General features: G+C 73.1%; 19 protein-coding genes. 2 read left to right on the forward strand and 17 right to left on the reverse strand.

All coding sequences use genetic code 11. The features are described 5' to 3' along the window. Positions 1-594 precede the first annotated feature (594 nt). The gene (locus FB558_RS10990; protein WP_142051273.1) at positions 595-2,259 is read left to right on the forward strand and encodes a class I adenylate-forming enzyme family protein; all 1,665 of its coding nucleotides are present in this window, start codon (positions 595-597) and stop codon (positions 2,257-2,259) included. Positions 2,260-2,497: 238 nt separating this feature from the next. Here FB558_RS10990 and rplL read toward each other — a convergent pair whose 3' ends face one another. From rplL to FB558_RS11060, 14 genes are all read right to left on the reverse strand, one after another. Next, positions 2,498-2,890, reverse strand: a complete 393-nt coding sequence (gene rplL / locus FB558_RS10995) for a 50S ribosomal protein L7/L12 (RefSeq protein ID WP_142051276.1) — start codon at positions 2,888-2,890, stop codon at positions 2,498-2,500. 39 nt (positions 2,891-2,929) lie between these two features. Then, positions 2,930-3,490 carry a 50S ribosomal protein L10 gene (gene rplJ / locus FB558_RS11000; RefSeq protein WP_142051279.1) on the reverse strand — a complete coding sequence of 187 codons (561 nt, stop codon included), beginning with the start codon at positions 3,488-3,490 and terminating at the stop codon, positions 2,930-2,932. A 361-nt stretch (positions 3,491-3,851) separates the two neighbouring features. Beyond that, positions 3,852-4,814 carry a hypothetical protein gene (locus tag FB558_RS43205; protein ID WP_170231272.1) on the reverse strand — a complete coding sequence of 321 codons (963 nt, stop codon included), beginning with the start codon at positions 4,812-4,814 and terminating at the stop codon, positions 3,852-3,854. A gap of 37 nt (positions 4,815-4,851) precedes the next feature. Beyond that, complete coding sequence (locus FB558_RS11010; RefSeq protein WP_142051282.1) at positions 4,852-5,433, reverse strand: hypothetical protein; 582 nt, start codon at positions 5,431-5,433, stop codon at positions 4,852-4,854. Positions 5,434-5,483: 50 nt separating this feature from the next. Then, entirely contained in the window at positions 5,484-6,725 is a 1,242-nt protein-coding gene (locus FB558_RS11015; RefSeq protein ID WP_142051285.1) for an MlaD family protein, read from the reverse strand. Further along, the gene (locus FB558_RS11020; RefSeq protein WP_142051288.1) at positions 6,722-7,996 is read right to left on the reverse strand and encodes an MCE family protein; all 1,275 of its coding nucleotides are present in this window, start codon (positions 7,994-7,996) and stop codon (positions 6,722-6,724) included. Before FB558_RS11020 ends, FB558_RS11015 begins: the two co-directional genes overlap by 4 nt. After that, a complete protein-coding gene (locus tag FB558_RS11025; protein WP_142051291.1) occupies positions 7,993-9,408 on the reverse strand; it encodes an MCE family protein in 1,416 nt (471 codons plus the stop codon). The genes FB558_RS11020 and FB558_RS11025 overlap by 4 nt, the downstream gene beginning before the upstream one ends. A 5-nt stretch (positions 9,409-9,413) precedes the next feature. Continuing rightward, positions 9,414-10,379, reverse strand: coding sequence for an MCE family protein (locus FB558_RS11030; RefSeq protein ID WP_142051294.1), 966 nt, complete (start codon positions 10,377-10,379; stop codon positions 9,414-9,416). Beyond that, the gene (locus FB558_RS11035) at positions 10,379-11,542 is read right to left on the reverse strand and encodes an MCE family protein (RefSeq protein WP_142051297.1); all 1,164 of its coding nucleotides are present in this window, start codon (positions 11,540-11,542) and stop codon (positions 10,379-10,381) included. The genes FB558_RS11030 and FB558_RS11035 overlap by 1 nt, the downstream gene beginning before the upstream one ends. After that, positions 11,539-12,864, reverse strand: a complete 1,326-nt coding sequence (locus tag FB558_RS11040; RefSeq protein WP_142051300.1) for an MCE family protein — start codon at positions 12,862-12,864, stop codon at positions 11,539-11,541. The genes FB558_RS11035 and FB558_RS11040 overlap by 4 nt, the downstream gene beginning before the upstream one ends. After that, complete coding sequence (locus FB558_RS11045; protein ID WP_142051303.1) at positions 12,861-13,700, reverse strand: MlaE family ABC transporter permease; 840 nt, start codon at positions 13,698-13,700, stop codon at positions 12,861-12,863. The genes FB558_RS11040 and FB558_RS11045 overlap by 4 nt, the downstream gene beginning before the upstream one ends. A 1-nt stretch (position 13,701) precedes the next feature. Continuing rightward, entirely contained in the window at positions 13,702-14,481 is a 780-nt protein-coding gene (locus tag FB558_RS11050; RefSeq protein ID WP_142051306.1) for an MlaE family ABC transporter permease, read from the reverse strand. A gap of 8 nt (positions 14,482-14,489) precedes the next feature. Beyond that, a complete protein-coding gene (locus FB558_RS11055; protein ID WP_246106362.1) occupies positions 14,490-15,638 on the reverse strand; it encodes an ABC transporter ATP-binding protein in 1,149 nt (382 codons plus the stop codon). Between the two features lie 268 nt (positions 15,639-15,906). After that, positions 15,907-16,749: a LysR family transcriptional regulator gene (locus FB558_RS11060; protein ID WP_142051309.1), complete on the reverse strand. Its 843-nt coding sequence runs from the start codon at positions 16,747-16,749 to the stop codon at positions 15,907-15,909. A 70-nt stretch (positions 16,750-16,819) separates the two neighbouring features. On the opposite strand from FB558_RS11060, the gene FB558_RS11065 reads away from it, so the two are divergent. Then, a complete protein-coding gene (locus FB558_RS11065; RefSeq protein ID WP_142051312.1) occupies positions 16,820-18,181 on the forward strand; it encodes an FAD-binding oxidoreductase in 1,362 nt (453 codons plus the stop codon). 15 nt (positions 18,182-18,196) lie between these two features. Here FB558_RS11065 and FB558_RS11070 read toward each other — a convergent pair whose 3' ends face one another. The 3 genes from FB558_RS11070 to FB558_RS11080 form a co-directional block, all read right to left on the reverse strand. Beyond that, the gene (locus FB558_RS11070; RefSeq protein ID WP_142051315.1) at positions 18,197-19,141 is read right to left on the reverse strand and encodes a R2-like ligand-binding oxidase; all 945 of its coding nucleotides are present in this window, start codon (positions 19,139-19,141) and stop codon (positions 18,197-18,199) included. A gap of 13 nt (positions 19,142-19,154) precedes the next feature. Next, on the reverse strand, positions 19,155-20,261 hold the full coding sequence (locus FB558_RS11075) for an NDMA-dependent alcohol dehydrogenase (RefSeq protein ID WP_142051318.1): 1,107 nt from the start codon (positions 20,259-20,261) through the stop codon (positions 19,155-19,157). Positions 20,262-20,339: 78 nt separating this feature from the next. Next, a complete protein-coding gene (locus tag FB558_RS11080) occupies positions 20,340-21,623 on the reverse strand; it encodes a sensor histidine kinase (protein ID WP_246106363.1) in 1,284 nt (427 codons plus the stop codon). Between the last annotated feature and the right edge of the window lie 100 nt (positions 21,624-21,723).

Consider the following 21,723-nt stretch of genomic DNA (forward strand, 5'->3'; position numbering starts at 1 on the left):
TCCGGCGCACGCCGTCTGTTGTCGTGACGCAGCCATCGCCGGCGGCACGCGAGCCGCGGAGGGGAAACCCTGCGGGAGGGACTCCTCTGAGCGCGCGCGAGCTGGACGAGGGCAGCGCAAAGAGGCAGTCTAGCTGCAAATGCAGCCGCTGTCGAGACAGGTCGCCGAGACAACCATCGAGACCTAAGAGTGACTTGACGCGCGCATCCCGTCAAGACTCTACGCGCCGGTAAGTGGTCCTTTTCGTGGGACGAACGGTACGAAGCTCCTGTTCCAGGGGCTGGTCGTCCGCTCGCCGCCCGCTTCCGACCCGTCCGGATGACCGCCCATCAGGCGAGAGCCACGCCGCGAGCTCACATCCGCATCACACGCACGTCACCGACCGGTGTCCTGGTCGCGACCTCCGGGCGCACCTTGACACCGTCTCACGGGCGACCCGACGATCGGTCGGCGGGGCGGCGAGATCCACCGGCTCGCGGCCCGCGGGCACGCCGGAGCGCAGGCGGAGGCAATCCAACCCCGCTCGCGGGCGTCATGAGGGCCGGCGAGCACGCCGGAGCGCAGGCGGAGGCAATCCAACACAGGAGGACGACGATGTCCGTCTACGACGAGCGACCCTGGCTCGCCCGCTACGACGAAGGCCAGCCGCACGACCTGGTGGTCGAGCACACCGACGCGCTCGCGATGTTCCGCGCCGCGGTGGCCCGCAATCCCGACGGCGACGCGATCCGCTACTTCGACGGCCGGATCACCCTGCGCGAGCTCGACGAGCTCACCGACGCGTTCGCCGTGGGGCTGCTCGACACCGGCCTGGACGCCGGTGACCGGGTGGCGCTGTACCTGCAGAACGTCCCGCAGTTCGTCATCGCGCTCGTCGGCACCTGGAAGGCGGGCGGCATCGCCGTCGCGGTCAACCCGATGAACCGCGAGCGCGAGCTGGCGCTGCTGCTGACCGACTCCGGCGCACGCGTGCTGGTGTGCCTGGAAGGCCTCTACCGCGACGTCGCCGCGCACGTCGTCGGGGGCACGGACGTGCAGACGGTCGTGACGACGTCGGAGCTCGAGTACCAGACCCGGGACGACCCGCGGGCGTTCGGCACGGAGGCACGGCGTGGCGAGGTCCCCGGCACGACCGACATGGCGGGCCTGATCGCGCGCTTCCGAGGCCAGGCTCCCCCACCCGTGTCGTTCTCCCCCGACGACACGGCCGTGCTCACCTACACCTCGGGCACGACCGGCCCGCCCAAGGGCGCGATGAACACGCACGGCAACGTGGTGTTCAACAGCCAGACCTACCGGCAGCTGTGCGAGCTGGGGCCCGACGACGTCGTGCTCGGCGTCGCGCCGCTGTTCCACATCACCGGGCTGATCGGGCACGTCGGGGTGGCTCTGCTGCTGGGCGCGCCGCTGGTGCTGTTCCACCGGTTCGAGCCGTCGCTGGCGCTGGAGACCATCCGCGACGAGCGCCCGACGTTCACGGTCGGGTCGATCACCGTGTTCATCGCGCTCATGAACGCACCGCAGGCGCAGGCACAGGACCTGGCCACGCTGACGAAGATCTGGTCGGGCGGCGCCCCCATCCCCCCGTCGACGGTGAAGGCCTTCTCCGCGACGTTCGGGCAGTACATCCACAACATCTACGGGCTCACCGAGACCACGTCGCCGTCGCACGGGGTGCCCGCGCACGCGCAGGCGCCGGTGGACGACGCGTCGGGCGCGCTGTCGGTCGGCGTGCCCGTCTACAACACGGTCGTGCGCATCGTCGGCGACGACGGGCAGGACCTCCCGCCGGGCGAGGTCGGCGAGATCGTCACGTCGGGGCCGCAGATCGTGCCCGGCTACTGGAACAAGCCGGAGGAGACGGAACGGGCCATCCCCGGCGGCGCCCTGCATACCGGCGACGTCGGCTACATGGACGAGGCCGGCTGGTTCTACATCGTCGACCGCAAGAAGGACCAGATCAACGCCGGGGGCTACAAGGTCTGGCCGCGCGAGGTCGAGGACGTGCTCTACGAGCACGAGGCCGTGCGGGAGGCCGCCGTCGTCGGGGTGCCGGACGCCTACCGCGGCGAGACGGTCAAGGCGTTCGTCAGCCTGCGCCCGGGCCGCACGGCCGACGAGGCGGAGCTGATCGCGTTCTGCAAGGAGCGGATGGCGGCCTACAAGTACCCGCGGCAGGTCGAGTTCCTCGACGAGATCCCGAAGACGGTGACGGGCAAGCTGCTGCGCCGCGAGCTGCGGGCCCGCGAGCGCCGGTAGTCCGTCCGGGTGCTGCGAGGACCTGTTCCGCGGTCCGGGTCCTTTTGGACGGCCCCGGACCGGACCGATGATCACCAGGACGCGTGCAGCAGCCCAAGATCCGAAGTATCGGTTGCCCATCGTCGTGGTGACAGCAATGGGCAACCGAAACTGCGGATCTTGATGGGGGCGGGCCCCGGAAACGCCGGAGGGCGGCACCCGGTCCGGGTGCCGCCCTCCGTGTCGCGCTGGCGCGGTGTCAGCTCAGGCTGACCTTGGCGCCGGCCTCCTCGAGCTTGGCCTTGGCGGCGTCGGCCGCGTCCTTGGCCACGCCCTCCAGGATCGGCTTCGGGGCGCTCTCGACGAGGTCCTTGGCCTCCTTCAGGCCCAGGCCCGAGACGAGCTCGCGGACGACCTTGATGACCTGGATCTTCTTGTCACCCGCGGCGTCGAGGACGACGTTGAACTCGTCCTTCTCCTCGGCGGCCGGGGCGGCGTCGCCACCGGCGGCGGGGCCGGCAGCGGCCACGGCGACCGGGGCGGCCGCGGTGACGTCGAAGGTCTCCTCGAACTTCTTCACGAACTCCGAGAGCTCGATGAGGGTGAGGTCCTTGAAGGCCTCGAGCAGCTCGTCGGTGGACAGCTTCGCCATGGTGGTGCCTCTCTGGTGGTGCGGAGCAGTGGGGTGGGATCAGCTCTCGGCGTCGGCCGGAGCCTCGGTGGTGTCGGCCTCGGCGCCGGCGGCCTGCTTGTCGGCGAGCGCCTGGGCCAGGCGGGCGACCTGCGAAGCCGGGGCGGCGAACAGGCCCGCGGCCTTCGCCATGGTGCCCTTCATCGCGCCGGCCAGCTTGGACAGCAGGACCTCGCGGGACTCCAGGTCGGCGAGCTGGTTGACCTCTGCGACGGTCAGCGCGCGACCGTCCATGTAGCCACCCTTGATCACCAGGCCCTGGTTGGCCTTGGCGAAGTCGCGCAGCGCCTTGGCGGCGTCGACCGGCTCGCCGGTGATGAACGTGATCGCCGTCGGACCGACGAGCAGCTGCTCGAGTCCGTCGACGCCCGCGTCCTCAGCCGCGCGCTTGACCAGCGTGTTCTTCGCGACGCGGTAGGTCGCGCCGTCGCCGAGCGAGCGACGCAGCGTCGTCAGCTGGGACATCGTGAGGCCGCGGTACTCGGTGACCACCGAGGCGGACGCACCCCGGAAGTTCTGGGCGATCTCCTCGACCGCCGCGACCTTGTCGGGTCGGGCCATCCTCGCCTCCTCTCGTCGTGGTCGGTGTGGATCTTCGTGCGGTTCGCACCCACCGACGACCTCGGAAACGACGAACGCCCCGACGCAGGAGCGCACGGGGCGTGGCAGGGACGCACGTGCGCGCCCCGCGGTGACCTCGTCCTCCTGCGCGGGCCGCCCGCGGATGCGGGGCCTTCGTGCACCGCGACGATCACTCGTCGCGAGGCAGACCTGCGGTCTTCGGTGGAACCGGAAACAAGGATACGCGACGCGCAGGGAGAACGCGCTCGCCCCCACCATCACCAGCACCTTGGAGCCGTACTGCTGTTCTCAGGCCCGCGAAATCAGCAGTACGGCTCCAAGGTGCGGAGGGGCCGGTCGGTCAGAGGGGGGTGACCGCGGCGATCTTCCAGCGGCCGTCGACCTTCTCGCCCGTGACCGTCAGGCGGCCGGCCGCCGCGAGCTGCTGCGACTCGGCGTCCGGGGCGGCGCGGGTGGCCTGCTGGTCGACGAACGCCACCATGACCGCGCGGTCGGCGCTGAGCTCCTTCACCGCCGACATCGTGACGGTCGCCGACACCACGGCCTGCTGCTCCGGGGCCCGCGTGCGGACCTCGGCGAAGAGCCGGTCGAACTCGGCCGCGAACTCAGGGGTGATCACGGCGCGGGCCGCGTTCTCGTTCTCGTCCAGGCGGGCGAAGTCGAACGAGTAGACGGTCTCGATCGCGTCGCCCAGCTGCCCCGACGCCTCCGCCGTGGCGCCGACGTCGACGAGCGCGAGGTTCGTGGCCGCGGGGGTGCCGCGCAGCCGGGCGTCGAGGACGCCGAACACCGCGCCCGCCGCGGCGAGCACGACCAGCGCGGCCACGAGCAGCGGAACGGCGTGCCGGCGCAGCGTGGCGGTGATCCCCCCGGTCTCCGCGACCGGGTCGGCGGCGCGCCCGGCTGCCTCGTCCCGCGCGCCGTCCCGTCCGTCGTCGCGGGCCTCCGCGGCCCGCGGCGCCTTGCGCAGCGAGACGGGACCTGCGGCGGCACGGCCCGCGCCGGACCGCTTGCCGGCAGGCCTGCCCGCCGACGGCGCCTCGGCGCCACCGGTCTCCTCCTCGGGGCGGGGGCGGCGGCCCTTCGGACGCGGCACCGGCGGGGGCTCGGACGCGGGGGCGGTCGCCGGCGCGGTCGTCGGGATCGCGGCCGTCGTCTCGGACGCGCCGGCGGCCGGCTCCTCGGCGAGCCCGGCCGGGCGGGCCGGGGCGTCGGGGCGGGCGGCGGTGGGCGCGAGGCCCGCCACGCGCGGGCGCCGGGCCGGGGTCGCGCGGGGGCGGGGGGTACGGGGACGGGGCGGCATCGCGGTCACCTCCGGGCTTCTGTGTCGGCTGGAGCGCTCAGTTCGGGGTACCGCTGTTCGGGGTGCGGACCGGGGCCACCCGGCTCGCCTTCCAGCCCTCGTCGGTGCGGGTCATCTCCAGCTCCAGCCGCTGGCGGGTCATCACGGGGTCCTGCCCCTCCGGGCGCACCTCCACGTCGAGCCCGACGAGCACGCGCGCGGTGCCGGCCCGGACGTCGAGCTCCGCCACCGCCGCGTCCTTCACGGTGGCCACGGTGACCCGCCGCGCCTGGGTGACGACCTGCTCGTACTCGGCGCGGTGGGCCCGGAACTCGTCGAGGAGGGTGCCGGTGGAGGTCTGCTCCCACAGGTCGAGGCCGGCCACGACGTTGTTGTGGTCCAGGCTGTTGAGGTTTATCGCGGCCTGCCGGGCGTCCACGAGCGCGGCCTCGCGCTGGGCGGCCAGCTCGAGGCCCTCGTCGCCGAGCGCGAGCGCGTACCGACCGCCGAAGAACAGGGCGACCAGCGCCGCGAGCGCCACCAGCGCGGCGAGAGCGGTGACCGGGGTGAGCGCCGGGCGGCGCCGCGCCGGTTCCGCCTCGGCGTCGCCGGTGCTGGTCTTCTCGTCGAGAACGGTCATGCGGCTCTCCGTCGGGGGTCGGGTCGCGCGGACGTTCGCTTCGCAGGGGGTCAGCCGAGCAGGATCTGGGTGAGGGAGCTGAGCGGCGGCGTCGCGGCCGCCCGGTCCTGCTCGGGGGGAGCGGTGCCGGCGGGCAGGCCCTCGCGCGGAGGGCCGGACGGGGCGCCCACCGCGGCCTTCGGCGTCTCCGCCCGTGGCACATTCTGCGCACCACGCACGGTGATCTCGCTGCCGGGGGGTTCCGCGCAGTAGGCCTTCCGGTTCTGCGGCACGTCGCGGACGTCGTCACCGGCGCGACGGTCGGTGCTCTCGTAGCCGCGGGAGCAGGCGTAGGGGTCGAACAGGTTGATGGCGAGCCCGAGGTGGGCGGTGCCGTCGGCCGGCGCCACCGTGTAGGTGTTGGCCGCGACGCCGGGGTAGGTCACGAGGATCTGCTGCAACCCGTCCTGGCGCGGTTCGGCCACCCGGGAGATCGTGAGCAGGTCGGCGACGAGCTGCCCGATCTCGCTGCCGCTGTCGCGCAGCAGGGCCTGCAGCTCGGTGGAGACCTCGGGACCGGTCTCGATCAGGCGGCGCAGGTCCGGGTCGGACTCCGCCAGCTGGTCGGCGAGCAGGGCGAGGTCGCGGCTGAAGCTCTTGAACGAGCCGGAGACCTCGTTCTGGGTGGTGAGCACCGTGCGGCCGTCCTGGATGAGGCGGACGGTCTGCGGCAGCGCCTCGACCGCGTCCTGGGTGAACAGGTCCGTGGTGTCGAGCAGCTTCTGCAGCGGCTGGGCGGTGTCGGCGAACCCGACGCCGAGCTCGTCCACGACGGTGCGCAGGGAGTCCAGCGGCACCGAGCGGACGAAGTCGTCCAGGCTCACCACGAGCTCCTCGACCGGCACCGGGGTGGTGGTCCGCGACACCGGGATAACCGTCCCGGCCTCCAGGTACGGCTCACCGTCGCTGGTCGGTTGCAGGTCCACGTACTGCTCGCCGATCGCGGAGAGGTTGCGGACGGCCGCGTCGACGTCGGCGGGGATCGCCGGCGCGTCGTTGCGGATGTCCAGCTGGACCTCGACGCCATCGGGCGTGAGGGTCAGCGGGCCCACCCGGCCGACGCTCACCCCCCGGTATGCCACGTCGGCGCCGGTGAAGATGCCGCCCGACGCCGCGAGCTGCACCCGCACGGGGTAGGTCGTCGCGCCGAACAGGTCGCCGAAGCCCGCGTACCGGAACCCGGCGTAACCGACGCCCGCCACCGTGATCAGCAGGAACGCCACCAGCTGCAACCGCACGATCCTGGTGATCATCGGCCACCTCCGAACAGGCCGCCCAGCAGGCCGCCGTCCTCGTCCTCGGGCTCGTCCTCGGAGGTCCGCTCCTCCGGCGGGACGGGCGAGCCGGAGGTCTCCTGCGGCTCGACCTCCCCGGGCAGCGGGAGCAGGTCGCCCTCACCGAGCAGCGGGAAGTCCGGCAACGACGGGCTGGTCGGCCCGAGCAGCGGACCGAGCAGCTGGGACGTGGGCGGCAGCAGCCCCGGCAGCCCGTCCGGGCCGGGGAACGGCTGGCCGGACCGCGCCAGGTTCTCCAGCACGTGGGAGAGGTCGAGGTCGGCCTTCACGTAGAGGTTGGCGTAGTCGCCTGCGAACGCCTCGACCGAACCGTCGGTGAACGGGAAGGTCGGCAGCAGCGGCAGCGAGTCGACCAGGTCGGGCCCGGCCTCGACCAGCTTCGCGAGGATCGGTCGCAGCGCCTCGAGGTCGGCGACCACGTCGTCGCGGCTGCGGTTGACGACGTCGGTGGCCACCCCGGAGAGCCGGTCGAGCGACTGCAGCAGGTCGACCAGCTTCCCGCGCTGGTCCTCCAGCTCGCGCAGGCCGGGGGACAGGTCCGCCAGCACGGTGCTGATCTGCTCCCGCCGGTCCTCCAGCGTGCCGCTGAGGCGGTTGATCTCGTCGAGGGCGCGGGTGATCTCGGACTTGCGGTCGTCGAGCGCCCCGACCAGCACGTCGAGGTCGTCGAGAAGGGCGCGGATCTCCGTCTCGTTCCCCGTGAGCGCCTGGTTCAGCTCATTGGCGATGGTGCGGATCTGCGCGATGCCACCGCCGTTGAGCAGCAGCGACAGCGCGCCGAGCACCTCCTCGACCTCAGCGGCCCGGCCCGTGCGCAGCAGCGGGATCGTGGCCCCGTCGGCGATGCGGCCCGGCGCGGCGTTCTCCGGCGCCAGCAGCTCGACGAACTTCTCGCCGAGCAGGCTGGTGGTGCGCACCCGGGCCCGCGCGTCCGGCGGCAGCGCCACGTCACCGTTGACGAGCACGGTGACCTCGGCCGTCCAGTCGGGGCCGACGGCGATGTCGCGGACCGTGCCCACCGGCACGTCGGCGACCTTCACCAGCGACTGCGGGACCAGGTCGACCACGTCGGTGAACTCGATCGTGAGCTCGTAGGGGTCGTCACCGAGGTCGGCCCCGCCGGGCAGCTCGACGTCGCGCAGGCCGCCGCTCAACACGCCGCACCCGCTGGTCAGCAGCGCGGTGACGGTGGCGAGGGCGGCCAGCCGGACCGGCGTCCGGCGGTTCACGAGCCACCCCCGAACAGGCCGGACAGGCCACCGCGCTCGCGTTCCGGCTCGTCGTCCTCGGAGGTGCGGGACCGCTCGTCCGCGTCCTCGGACTCCGTCGGCTCGGCGGATCCGCTCGGCTCGCTCCGCTCGGCGGGCCGGGACGTCTCGCCGGGCTCGGCGGACTCGGCGCTCGCGGACGGCTCCTCCTGCGCCCCCGGACCCAACGGGAAACCGGGGAGGCCGGCCTGCCCCGGCGCGGCGGGTTCGGTCGGCAGGGCCAGGCCCGGCACGGGCGGCGGCTTCCCGCTCTGCAGCGCCGTGATCACCTCGGCGGGGCTGGGCAGCGGGACCGCGCCGTCCAGGACGGGCGCGAGCTTGCCGCACGCGCTGGCCAGCCCCGTGGGGAGCCCGTCCGGGGTGCCGCGGCGCACCAGCTCGCACACGAGCACCGGGACCGGCAGCGTCAGCTCGTTGATGTTCGCCCGGGTGTCGAGGGTGCCGGACGCGCCGTTGTAGGCCAGCGCCAGGTTGCCGAGCGCGGCGGGCGCGACGTCGAGGATCTCGGCGAGCGCGTTGCGCTGGTCGACCAGCACGGCGGTGACGTCGGTGAGCCGGTCGACGTTCGACCCGACGAGCTCGCGGTTGTCCCGCACGAACTCGGCCACCTCGCCGAGCGCGATCGACAGCTCGCGCACGGCCGTGGCCAGGTCCCCGCGCTCCGCGGCGAGGAACCCGGCGACGTCCTCCAGCCGCCCGTTGAACTCGCGCACCTCGTCGTCGTTCGCCGCGAGCGTCGAGACGAAGGACTGCAGCTCGGTGACCGTGCCGAAGAGGTCCTCGCGGGAGTCGGCGAGCGTACCGGACAGCTCGCCGAGGTTGCGGATCGTGTCGTTCAGCGCCTGGCCGTTGCCGCCCAGGTTCGCGGCGCCGACGTCGAGCGCGTCCGACAGCGTCCCGTCGGCGTTGAGGCCGCTGGGGCCGAGGGCGTCGGCGAGCTCGTCCGCGGTGCGCGCGAGGTCGTCGACGCCCAGTGGCACGGCGGTGCGCTCGAGCGGGATCACGGCGCCGTCCTGCAGCTCCGGGCCGCTCGAGTAGGTGGGGGTGAGCTGGACGTACCGGCCGGTCACCAGGCTCGGGGAGATCACGACGGCCTGCGCGTCGGCGGGGAGCTTCAGGTCCGGGTCGTCGATGCGCATCTCGACGCGCACCCGCGTGCCCTCGGGGGCGATCTCCACGATGTCGCCGACGGGCACGCCCAGCACCCGCACCGAGTTGTCCTCGAACACCCCGGTGGCGGAGGTGAAGTAGGCCGTGACCATCTTCGACGGTCCCTGCAGCACGACGTAGAGCCCGCTCGCCACCAGCACGGCGATCACGGCGGCGAGGCCGGTGAGCTGCAGCTGGCGGCGGTCGGTCAGGGTGAGCGGCATGCCGGTCAGCACCCCCCGGGGTTGATCGGGCCGAAGCTGGGCGGGACCAGCGCGCAGACGTAGTTGTCGAACCACTCGCCGTTGCCGGTCGCGTTGGTGAAGTAGCGCAGGAACACGGCCAGGTCGTCGACGCCCTTGCCGAGCGAGTCCTTGTTGCGCTGCAGCAGCGCGGCCACCTGGTCCAGTTGCTCCAGCGTGGGCCGCAGCTGCTCGCGGTTGTCGGCCACCAGACCGCGCAGCTGCTCGGACAGGGCGATCGTGCCGTCGAGCAGCCTGCTGATCGCCTCACGGCGGCGCTGGAGCTCGGCGAGCAGCAGGTTGCCGTCCCGGAGCAGCTTCTCGACCTCGGCGTTGCGGTCGGCCAGCACCGCGGACAGCTCGTGGGTGCCCGCCAGCAGCGTGCGGATCTCCTCGTCGCGGCTCGCGATCGTGGTGGACAGCCGCGACAGGCCGTCCAGCGCGCCCCGCACCTCGGGTGGCGTGTCGCGGAAGGTCTCGGCGAGGGTGTCCAGGCTCCGCGAGAGCTGATCGGTGTCGAGCGCGTCGAGCGTGCCGGACAGCCCGTCGAACGCCTCCACCACGTCGAACGGCGACGCCGTGCGCTCCAGCGGGATCGGCCGGTCCGGGTCGAGCTGCTCCTCGCCCTGCGGGTCCAGCGCCAGCCGCTTCGCGCCGAGCAGGGTGCGGATGTCGATCGACGCCGAGGTGCGGTCGCCGACCCAGGCCTCGTCCACCGTGAACGTGACGAGCACGCGGTCACCGGCCAGCTCGACCGAGTCGACGCGCCCGGCTTCGACCCCGGCCACGGTGACCATGTCGCCGTCGGCGAGGCCCGCGGCCTCGGCGAACTCGGCCTGGTAGGTCGTGCCACCGCCGAAGATCGCCGGGCCGTTGAAGGCCAGCACCACGACCAGCACGATCGCCAGCAGGCCGATGATCGCGGTCGAGACGGGGTTGCGAGTGCCCGGCATCAGCCACCGCTCCCCGTGAGGTCGGGCAGGCGCAGCTCGGGGAGCGGCAGCTCGGGCAGCGGGCCGCCGTCGGGCAGGCGCGGGGGGATGCCGCCGAGCAGCTCGGGCCGCTCACCCTGCACGCCGTCCGGGTCGGGGCCGCAGCGCGGGGACCCGGCGTTGAAGACCGGGATCTCGAAGTTCGGGACGTAGGGCTCGAGCCCGATCTGGCCGGAGAGACCGCAGAGGTAGAAGTTGAACCAGCTCCCGTAGCTGCCGGCGCGGGTGACCGTCCGGAGCTTGCCGGGGAGGTTCTGGATCGTCTGCTCCAGCTCCTCGTCCTGCGCGTTCAGGTTCTCCGACAGGTCACCGAGCAGCCCGATGTCGTCGCGGAGCGCGGGGCGCGCGTCGTCGAGCAGGCCCGCCGTCACGTCCGTGAGCTCGCCGACCGACACGATCGCCTCCCCGATCGGCTCGCGGTCATCGGCCAGCCCGGACACGAGCGCCTGCAGCGAGCTGATCAGCTCCGACAGCTGCCCGTCACGGGCGTTGACGGTCTCGAGCACCGCGTTCAGGTTGTCGATCACCTGGCCGATCACCTCGTCGCGGTCGGCGATCGTGTTGGTCAGCGACGCGGTGCTCGCCAGCAGGCTCTTCACGGTGCCGCCCTGCCCCTGCAGGACCTGGATGATCTCGAAGGAGAGCTGGTTGACCTGCTCCGGGTCGAGCGCGGTGAACAGCGGCTTGAAGCCGTTGAACAGCACCGTGAGGTTGAGCGGCGGCCGGGTGCGGTCGACGGGGATCGCGCCGCCCTCGGGCAGCTGCTCCCCCGTCGGCCCCGCGCCCTGCTCGAGCGAGAGGTAGCGCTGCCCGATGAGGTTGCGGTAGAGGATCGAGGCGTTCACCGACGCGGGCAGCGGCTGGTCGCGCGCCACGCTGAACTCCACCTCCGCGAAGCGCCGGTCCACGATCCGCACGTCGTCCACGCTGCCGACGACCACGCCGGCGATGCGCACGTCGTCGCCGCGCAGCAGGCCGCTGGCGTCGGTGAAGCGGGCGGTGTAGGTGGCCCGCTCACCACCGGAGGCGTTGGCGATGGTCAGGGCGAGCACGGTGGTGGCCATCGCCACCACGACCGCCAGCGCGAGGAACTTGACCAGCGGTCCGACCGGGATGCGGTTCATGTCAGCTTCACCTCGGTCCCCCGGTACAGCGGGCCGACGAGCATCGTGCTCCAGGCCGGCACCGCCTCCGGCGACGTGCCGTCCTGGACGGCGAGCAGCTCCGCGACCACCTGCCGCTCAGCGGGCGAGTTGGCCACGCCCATGTCGGTGCCCGCGCCGGGGCCACCGCCGTAGGAGGCCGGGACGGTGCCGAACTCCTCCGCGCTGCCGTACAGGGTGCCGACCGACGGGTTGTCGTTCGGCTTCGTCCCGTCCTCGAACGGACCGTCCGGCGGCTGCTCGGGGCTCAGCTCCAGGATCGGGTAGCAGCGCGGGCCGCGGTCGTCGAGGTAGCGGGGTTCGTCCTGGTTCGGGACGTACTTGCCCTGGTTGGCGACGATCTCGAGCGTGACGCGCAGCCCTGGCCGGTCGGTGCCGGCGCCGAACGCCTCGTCCAGGCGCGGGACCAGGCCCGCGATCTGGTCGAGCAGGCACGGGAACTCCGGGGAGTACCGGGCGAGGGTCTCCAGCGTCGGACGGCCCGAGTCGGCGAGCGAGATGATGTTCTCGCCGTTGGCGTCTAGGAACGCGCGAAGGTCGTCCGATGCGCCGGTGAGGCCGGTCAGGAGCTCGCGCAGCTGCGCCCGCTGCTCGACGACCGTGCGGCTGGTGACGGTGAAGTCCTCCAGGGCGTCGAGCAGGTCGGGGGCGGCCTCGTCGAGGTTGCCGGCGAAGTCGGCGAGCTGGGTGATGTCCTCCTGCAGGTCCGGGATCGCCGGCCGGAGCCCGCCGGTCAGCTCCTGCAGCCGCACCAGCGTCTCGCCCAGGTCCTCGCCCCGCCCCGCGAGCGCCTGCGACAGCGCCCCGAGCGTGGTGGCCAGGTCCTGCGGCTCCACGGCGGTGAGCAGCGGCAGCAGCCCGTCCAGCACCCGCTCCACCTCGCGGGCGGCGTCGCTGCGGTCCATCGGGATCACGTCACCGGCCGCGAGCGGCGGCGCCTGCGCCCCGTCGGGGAGCACCAATGAGACGTAGCGCTCGCCGAACAGCGTCTTGGGGATCAGCCGCGCCGAGACGTTGGCCGGGATCAGCTCGACCTTCTCCGGGTCGATGCTCAGCTCGACGGTGGCCCCGGTGCCGTCGGTGCTGACGGACTCGACCTCCCCGACGTTCAGGCCGCGCACCTTCACGTCGGCGCGCTCGCTGAGCTGGTTGCCGACGCGCTCGACCCGGAGGGTGACCGGGACGCCCTCGTCGAACGCCCCCGCGTACTCCCCGACGGCGAGCCCGGTGAGGGCGAGCAGCACGACCACGAACAGCAGCCCCTGCAGACGGCGCTTCATCATCCGGAGACCCTCACCGACGTCTCGGTGCCGTACAGGACCAGCGTGAGGAAGAAGTCCATGATCGCGGTGCTCACGATCGACAGCCGCACCGAGCGGCCCACCGCGATCCCGACGCCCGCAGGACCGCCCCGCGCGGTGTAGCCGTAGTGGCAGTGGATCAGAATGATCATGATCGCGAACACGATCACCTTGAGGTAGGAGTAGAGGACGTCGCTGACCGGCAGGAACAGGTCGAAGTAGTGGTCGTACGTGCCGCCGGGCAGGCCGTTGATCAGCGTGACGTTGAGCCGCGACGCCACGAAGCTCGCCAGCAGCCCGATCGTGTACATCGGGATGATCGCGATGACGCCCGCGATCACGCGCGTGGTGATGAGGAACGGCACGCTGGGCACCGCCATCACCTCCAGCGCGTCGATCTCCTCGGAGATCCGCATCGCGCCGAGCTGCGCGGTGAACCCGGCGCCGAGCGTGGCCGTCAGCGCGGCCGCGGCCACCAGCGGCGCGATGTCGCGGGTGTTGAAGTACGCGGTGATGAAGCCGGTGAGCGCCTCGACGCCGAGCGAGTCGAGCGCGCGGAAGCCCTGCAGACCGACCAGGCTGCCGACGAACAGCGACAGCGACAGCATCACGCCCGCCGTGCCGAGGATGACGATCAGCGCGCCGGACCCGAAGCTGACCTCGGCGAGCAACCGGGCGATCTCACCCCGGTAGCGGCGCACCGTGCGCGGTGTCCACGCGATGGCGCGCGCGTACAGCGAGAGCTGGTCGCCCAGCTCCTCCAGCGCGTTCAGCGGCACCTCCGCCACCCGCCGCGCGCGACCGCTGCGCAGTGCCACCTCACGACCCCTTCGGCGGGACGAGCTCGAGGTACAGCCCCGTCAGCACCAGGTTGATCAGGAACACCAGCACGAACGAGATCACGACGGACTGGTTCACCGCGTCCCCGACGCCCTTCGGCCCCGGCGGCGGGTTGAGCCCCCGGTAGGCGGCCACGACGCCCGCGGTGAAGCCGAACAGGAACGCCTTGAGCTCGCTCACGACGATGTCGGACACCTGGGCCACGGCCGAGAAGCTCGCGATGTACGCGCCCGGTGTGCCGCCCTGGACGATGACGTTGAAGAAGTAGCCGCCGCCGACGCCGACGACGCTCGCGAGCCCGTTGAGCACGACCGCGGTCGTCGCCATCGCCAGCACCCGCGGCACGACGAGGCGCTGGATCGGCGAGATCCCGAGCACCTCCATGGCGGCGATCTCCTCGCGGATCGTCCGCGCGCCCAGGTCGGCGCAGACCGCGCTGCCGCCGGCCCCGGCGATCAGCAGCGCGGTGACGATCGGGGCGGCCTGCTGCACGATCGCGAGCACCGCGCCGGCGCCGGTCTGGCTCTGCGCGCCGAACTGGCGGGTGAGCTCGGCGAGCAGCAGCGCGATCGTGGCGCCGAACGGGATCGTGAACAGCGCCGTCGGCAGCGCCGAGACCTTCGTGACGAACCAGGTCTGCTCGATGTACTCACGCAGCTGGAACGGCGGCTTGAACGCCGCGCGCACGATGTCGATGGCGAGCGCGAACAGCCTGCCGACCGGAGTCAGCGCACGGGTGATCGGAGCGGGGGAGGTCATCGACTACCTCAGCGCCTGCGCCAGCGGGGGCGTGACGAGGGCGAGGGCCGCACGGACGGGGTGGCGTCGTAGCCGGGGTCGTACCCCTCGATGACGTCGGTGGCACCGGGAGCGGCGAAGCCCATGCCCGCGGTCCGCTTCGGCGGCAGCCCCGGCTGCCGGATCGGGCCGGTCGGGGGCTCGTACGGGAGCGGGTCGTCCTCGTAGCTCTCCCGGATCGCCTGCTGCGCCGCGGGCGGCAGGGTGTGCAGCATCTGCAGCACGCGGTCGCGACGCCGCGCGACGGCCCTGCGCTCCCCGACGCCCGGGCTGGGCTGCAGCTGCGGCTTGAGCGGCGGCAGGCCCTCCAGCTCGCCCGCCTCCTCCATCTCCCGCGCCGCCTGGGCGGTGTCCTTCTCCTCGGACATGCCGATCGGCCCCTGCCTGCGGCCGTTGAGGAACTGCGCGACCACCGGCTCCTCACTGGTCAACAGCACCTCGCGGGGCCCGAACATCGCCAGGTGCTTGCGGTAGAGCATCCCGATGTTGTCCGGCACGGTCTGCGCGGTGTTGATGTCGTGGGTGACGATCAGGAACGTCGCGTCGGTCTGGGCGTTCAGATCGATGATCAGCTGGTTGAGGTAGGCGGTGCGCACCGGGTCGAGGCCGGAGTCCGGCTCGTCGAACAGGACGATCTCGGGGTCGAGCACGAGCGCCCGCGCGAGCCCCGCGCGCTTGCGCATGCCACCGGAGATCTCGCCGGGCAGCTTCCGCTCGTCGCCGGTGAGCCCCACCAGCGCCATCTTCTCGTCGACGATGTCGCGGATCTCCGACTCCGACTTCGAGGTGTGCTCGCGCAGCGGGAAGGCGATGTTGTCGAACAGGGTCATGGACCCGAACAGCGCGCCGTCCTGGAACAGCACCCCGAACAGCTTGCGCAGCTCGTAGAGCCGCGCCTCCGAGCACCGCACCAGGTCGGTGTCGTGGATGACGATCGACCCGCGCTCGGGCTTGAGCAGCCCGATCAGGGTCTTGAGGAACACCGACTTGCCCGTGCCCGAGGGCCCGAGCAGCACCGAGACCTCGCCGGGCGGCAGCGTCAGGGTCACGTCGGACCAGATGTTGGCGCGGCCGAAGGACTTCGAGAGCCCTTCCACCTTCACCTCTACGCCAGTCACCGACGCCTCCCGAAACCGGTCCGAGGGGCTCGCCGGCACTGGCAACGCTCGGGCGGCCGGCTGCCCACAACCGCTCAACGACGTCCGGTGGGGTGGGTTACTCGCGAGTTAGGTCCGGGACGGCAAGTTGCTCCGAACGGAGCGCAGTGCGTCCACCAGGGGTACTACACCGGTGGCGCTCCGTCCGGTGCGGCACCCGGCGGAGTGGCGGGAGAGTCGGCCTCCGGGCGCACGCCCACCTCGATCGGGGATCGCGGTCAGGGGTCGGTCAGGACCGGCTCGCGACGGCCGCCGCGAGCGCCGCGACGCGGGCCGTGCGCTGCCCACGGCGCCAGCACAGCACCCAGCGCACCGGGGGCGAGCCCGGCGCGAACGGCACCATGACCAGGCTCGGCCGGGCGAAGTAGTCGGCCGCGTGCGCGGCGAGCGGGCAGACCCCCTCACCCGCGGCGATGAGCGCCATGAGCTCCAGCAGGGTGGCGGCGGTGCGGTCGGGCTCCCGCCGGTAGGGCACGGCACGGCGCCCGGCCCGGAACACGGTCTCGTCGTCGAGGTCGGCCAGGGTGACGACCTCCCGGCCCGCCAGGGCGTGGTCGCGCGCCACCGCGAGCACGACGGGCTCGCGGTGCACCTCGGGCCCTTCCTCGAACCCCTCCTCGTCGACCGGGGCGTTGGTGACGACGACGTCCACCTCGCCGTCGCGCAGCAGGTCGAGCGGGTCGGTGAAGCCGGTCTCGCGGAACACGACCTCGACGCCGGGATGCCGTTCCCGGAAGCGGGTGAACACCGCGGCGGCGAGCTCCGCCACGGCGGGCGCCTCGAGACCGACGGCGAGCGTGCCGGTGACACCGCGGCCGGCCGCCACCGCCATGGCGATGCCCTTCTCGATGCGGTCGTGGCCGGCCCGGACGTCGGCGTGGAGCGCGGCGCCGACGGGCGTGAGGGCCACCCGGCGGCTGGTGCGCTCGAACAGGGAGACGCCGAAGCGCCGCTCCAGCTTCGCGATCGTCTGGCTGGCCCGGGCCTGGGAGACGAGCAACCGCTGCGCCGTGCGCCCGAAGTGCAGCTCATCGGCGAGGGTCAGGAAGATCTCGATCTCCCGCCGTTCCATAACCCTGACATTATCAGTCGATGCTGATCCTGTCGTTGTTCGCGCAGGTCACCGCGCAGATAGTCGAGGCATGACCCAGTTCCTCACCCCGGCCGACCCCGACTACGACACCGAGCGCGCCGGCTACAACCTCGCCGTCGACCACGAGCCCGAGGTGATCGTTGCGGCCGCATCCGTCGACGACGTCGTCGCCGCGGTCCGCCACGCCACCGCCCGCGGCCTCGGGGTGGCCGTGCAGGCCACCGGCCACGGCCCGTCCCGCGGCGCCGACGGCGTCCTGATCACCACGTCCCGGATGGACGGCATCACGATCGACCCGGTCGCGCGCACCGCGCGCGTCGAGGCGGGCGTCCGCGGCGGAGCGCTGGTGCGCGCGGCCGCCGCGCACGGCCTGGCCCCGCTGAACGGCTCGTCACCCGAGGTCGGGGTGGTGTCCTACCACCTCGGCGGCGGCGTCGGGATGCTCGGGCGCAGCCTCGGCTGGGCCGCCGACCACGTCCGCGCGCTGGAGGTCGTCACGGCCGACGGCGTGCTGCGCCGGGCGAGCGCCACCGAGGAGACCGAGCTGTTCTGGGCGCTGCGCGGGGGCGGCAAGGGCACGCTCGGCGTCGTGGTGGCGATCGAGATCGACCTGCACCCGGTCACGCGGTTGTACGGGGGCGGCATGCACTTCGCCGCCGCCGACGCCGAGCGCGCGCTGACCACGTGGGCCGGCTGGACGCGGACCGCGCCCGAGGCGATGGGCTCCTCGGCCCTGCTCATCCGGATGCCGGACCTGCCGGTGCTGCCCGACGCGCTGCGCGGCCGGTACGTCGTCCACCTCCGGTTCGCGTTCACCGGCAGCGCCGAGGACGGGGGAAAGCTGGTGCGGCCGTTCCGCGACCTCGGGCCGATGATCGACACCGTCGCGGAGATGCCGTACGCGGCCGTCGGGTCGATCCACGCCGAGCCGACCACCCCGGTGCCGTTCCACGCCCGCAACGCGGTGCTGGCCTCCCTCGACGCGGCCGGCGTGGCGGAGCTGCTGCGCCACGCCGGACCCGACGCGGAGGCGCCGTACCTGGTCGAGCTGCGGCTCATGGGCGGGGCGCTCGCCCGGCCCGCGGCGGTGCCGAGCGCGCTCGCCCGCCGCGACGGGGAGTTCGTGCTGTACGCGGGCGCGGCCGCGCAGGCCGAGCAGGTGCCCGCGCTGCACGCGGCGTACGACCGGCTGTTCGCGGCCATGGCCCCGTGGAGCACCGGCGGGGTGTGCGTGAACTTCCTGTCCGGGCCGGACGTGACGGCCGCGCAGCTGGCCACCGGCTACCTGCCCGAGGACGTCGCACGCCTGGCCGCGGTCAAGCGCGCCGTCGACCCCGACGACGTGTTCCGCACCCACCACGGACGCCCCTCGGCGAGCACCCGTCCGACGACCGGCGCCCTCGTCCCCTAGGAGGGTCCTGAGGGGTCAGCCCGCCGCGACGAGCTCCGCCGAGTCCTCCGCGTGGAAGCGCTCCTCCAGTGCCTCCGGGCTCGCGTCGACGTCGATGACGCGCAGGTCCGCGCCCCGGGCCGACTCGATGGCGCCGAGCCTGCGCCCGAGCTTGTCCATCGCGTACTCCGCCATCTCGTTCATGTCGATGGCGAAGGGCGGCGGGCTGTCGCTCGCGTCGAAGGTGCCGGTCACCACGCCCATCGCGGGCACCAGCAGCTCCTGCATCCGCTCGTCGACGGCGTCCCACAGCGCGTCGTCGGCGGCCACGTGGCGGCGGCAGGTGAAGGTGCCCCAGGCCATGTGCCGGCGCTCGTCGTCGCCGATGTGCTTGATGATCTTCTGCATCCCGGGGAGGATCCCGCGGCTCGCGCAGATCTTCTGCCACGAGAAGTAGCCGGTGAGGGCGAGCGTGCCCTCGACGATGTGGTTGTAGGTCACCGACGCGCGGATCTGGTTGCGCGGCGACGGGTCCTGCGCGAGCGCCTGCAGGCTCCCCGGCAGCTCCTCGGTGAAGATCTGCAGGTAGTGCTCGTTGCCGGCGATGTAGGGGTGCAGGTCGTCGGTGAGGCCGACGGCGTCGAACCAGCGGCGGAAGGCCTCGGTGTGCTTGGCCTCCTCGTAGACGAACTGCGTCAGGTACATCTCGTCGGCCAGGCGGCCCTCGGCGGCCATCGCGCCGAGGAAGGGCTGCAGGTCCTGCGTCACCGACTCCTCGCCCGCCATGAACTGCGCCGCCAGCGCGCAGGTCCACCAGCGCTCGTCGTCGGTCATGGCCGCGACGTCGCGCGCGTCCTGGCTCAGGTCGATGTCGGCCGGGTTCCACTGCCGGGCGTTGCCCTTGGTGAACAGCCGCATCGGGAACGAGTCGAAGTTGAGCCCACGCGGGCGCAGGCTGGTGAATCCGGTGCGATCGGACATCGTCGTCCACCCTTCAGTAACGGACGAGGCCCCGGATGTTGCGGCCCTCGCGCATGTCCTGGTAGCCGGTGTTGATCTCCTCGAGCGAGTACTCGCGGGTGATCAGCTCCTGCAGCTTCAGCTGGCCGAGGTTGTGCATCTCGAGCAGCCGTGGCACGTCGTGCTGGCCGTTGGAGCTCCCGAACAGCGCCCCGCGCACCTGCTTCTCGTAGAGGGTGAGCTCCAGCAGCGACATCGACACGGTCTCCTCCCCGGGGTGGCCGAGCGCCGTGACGACCACGCGCCCGCGCTTGCCGACGAGCTGCAGCGCGGGTTGCAGCTGGTCGCCGTCGGCGACGCCGGTGGTCAGGATCGCCGCGTCCGCGAGCTGCCCGCGGGTGATGCTCGAGACGGTGTTCCACGCCTCGTCCGTGCTCGCGGCGACGTGCGTGGCGCCCAGCTCCAGCGCCTTCTCCCGCTTGAACTCGACGGGGTCGACCGCCACGACGTAGCGGCAGCCCGCGATGCGCGCGCCCTGCACCGCGTTGGCCCCGATGCCCCCGATCCCGACGACGACGGCCGTGTCGCCGGCACGCAGGTCGGCCGAGCGCACGGCCGAGCCGAACCCCGTGGTCACCCCGCACCCCACGAGCGCGGCCAGGTGCAGCGGGAACCCCTCGTCGATCTTCACGACGGACTTGACCGGCACCACCGTGTGCTTCGCGAACGTGCCGAGCAGGCACATCTGCCCCACGTCCTCGCCGCGGGCGTGGAAGCGGTAGGTGCCGTCGAGCTGCGGGCCCAGGGTCGCGCCCGCGCCGTCGTCGCACAGCGCCGTGTAGCCGCGCACGCAGCAGCTGCAGCGCCCGCAGCTGGGCAGGAACGTCATGACGACCGGGTCGCCCACCTCCACCTCGGTGACGCCGGGCCCGACCTCCACGACACGGCCCGCCCCCTCGTGGCCGCCGACCATCGGGTAGGCGATCGGCAGGTCGCCGGTGACCAGGTGCTCGTCGGAGTGGCACAGCCCGCTCGCCGCGAGCTCCACCAGCACCTCGCCCGCACGCGGCCCGTCGAGCTCGACCTCCTCGACCTCCCACTTGCCGCCGAGTTCCCAGAGCACCGCCGCCGTGGTCTTCATGGGGCCAGCATGACGACGGTCACGCCCGACCACAGCGGGCCGCGGGTTCCTCCGCTGGCCCGCGGGTGCCAGCCCCGGTCACGGGGCGGCGGGGACCGAGAGCTCCAGGTGGGCCACCAGGCCGCCGCCCTCCCGCGCGACGAGCCGCAGCTCGCCGTCCATCGCCGCCACCAGGGCCTCGACGATCCACAGCCCCAGCCCGGCCGTGCCCCGCCGCTCCCCCAGCGCCACGCCCTTCGCCGTGACCACGCCCTCCTGCCCCGGCGGCAGACCGGGGCCGCGGTCGCGCACCTCCGCGACGAGGCGGCCGTCGACGTGGCGCAGGTCCAGCTCGACGGGCGCGCTCCCGCTGTGCCGGGCGGCGTTCTCCACCAGGTTGGTCAGCACGCGGCGCAGCCGCTGCGGGTCGCAGCGCACCGCGGCGTCCTGCGGTTCGACGCGGGGCACGCGGCGCTGCGGGGCGACGCCGGCCGCGTCGAGCACGGCGTCCGCCAGCTCCCGCAGCCGCACCGGGCGCTCCCGGACCCGCCCGAGCGGACTGCCCTCCCCGACGGCGACGTCGGCGAGGCCGTCGAGCATGTCGCGCAGGTGCACGGCGTGCTCGGCGAGCAGGGCGGTGGCGGCGTCGCGGGACGGGCCCGCGAGCCGGCCCGCGGCCAGGTCGGCCGTGAGGGCGGTGAGCGACGCGACGGGCGTGCGGAACTCGTGCAGCACGACGCGCACGCCGTCCAGGCGCGCCTGCTGGGCCGCGAGCAGGCGGGCGCGCAGGTCACGCTCCTCGAGGAACGCCTCGTGCTCGGCGCGTGCCCGCGCCCGCGACTCGGCGGCCGCCTCGAACTGGCGCTCCAGCATCCGCAGCAGCACCCCGACCAGCACGGCGGCGGCGACGAGGTAGCCGGTCCACCACGCGCCGGCCAGCCACCGGTCGCGCACCGCGACGTGCGGGTCGGAGCCGGCGAGCGCCGCGGCCGTGAACCCGGCCCCCACCGCCAGCGCGCCCAGCCGGCCGACGACGACCCCGCCGCGCACGGCCCCTGCGATCACGACCAGCGGCAGGATCGCCACCATCACGCTATCGGCACCACCGGTGAACCCGCAGGCCAGCAGGGCGAGCACCGCGTCGATCGACGTCGCGAGGCGCGGCGGGAGCGGCCGCCGCCCGCGCCACTCGGCTGCGGCGAGCACCAGCGCGTAGAGCAGCGTGGCCACGACGAGCGCGCCGAGCGCCGCCGCACGGCCGCGCGCGATGCCCGGCTCGACGAGCAGCGCCGCACCCACCGAGCAGACGACGAGCAGCCGGATGACGACGGCCGTGCGCTCCTCGAGGACCTGCAGCGCCGGTCGCGGGCCGTCGGTGGGCACGGCGCCAGCATCTCCCACCGCAACCGTGCGGTCGGCGCACGCCCCGGTCGAGGGGCCGATCCGCCCGGATCGACGGGTGGGGACGGTGGCACCACCCGCG

Origin of the sequence: Pseudonocardia kunmingensis (assembly GCF_006716445.1) — a bacterium.
Taxonomy (GTDB): Bacteria; Actinomycetota; Actinomycetes; order Mycobacteriales; family Pseudonocardiaceae; genus Pseudonocardia; species Pseudonocardia kunmingensis.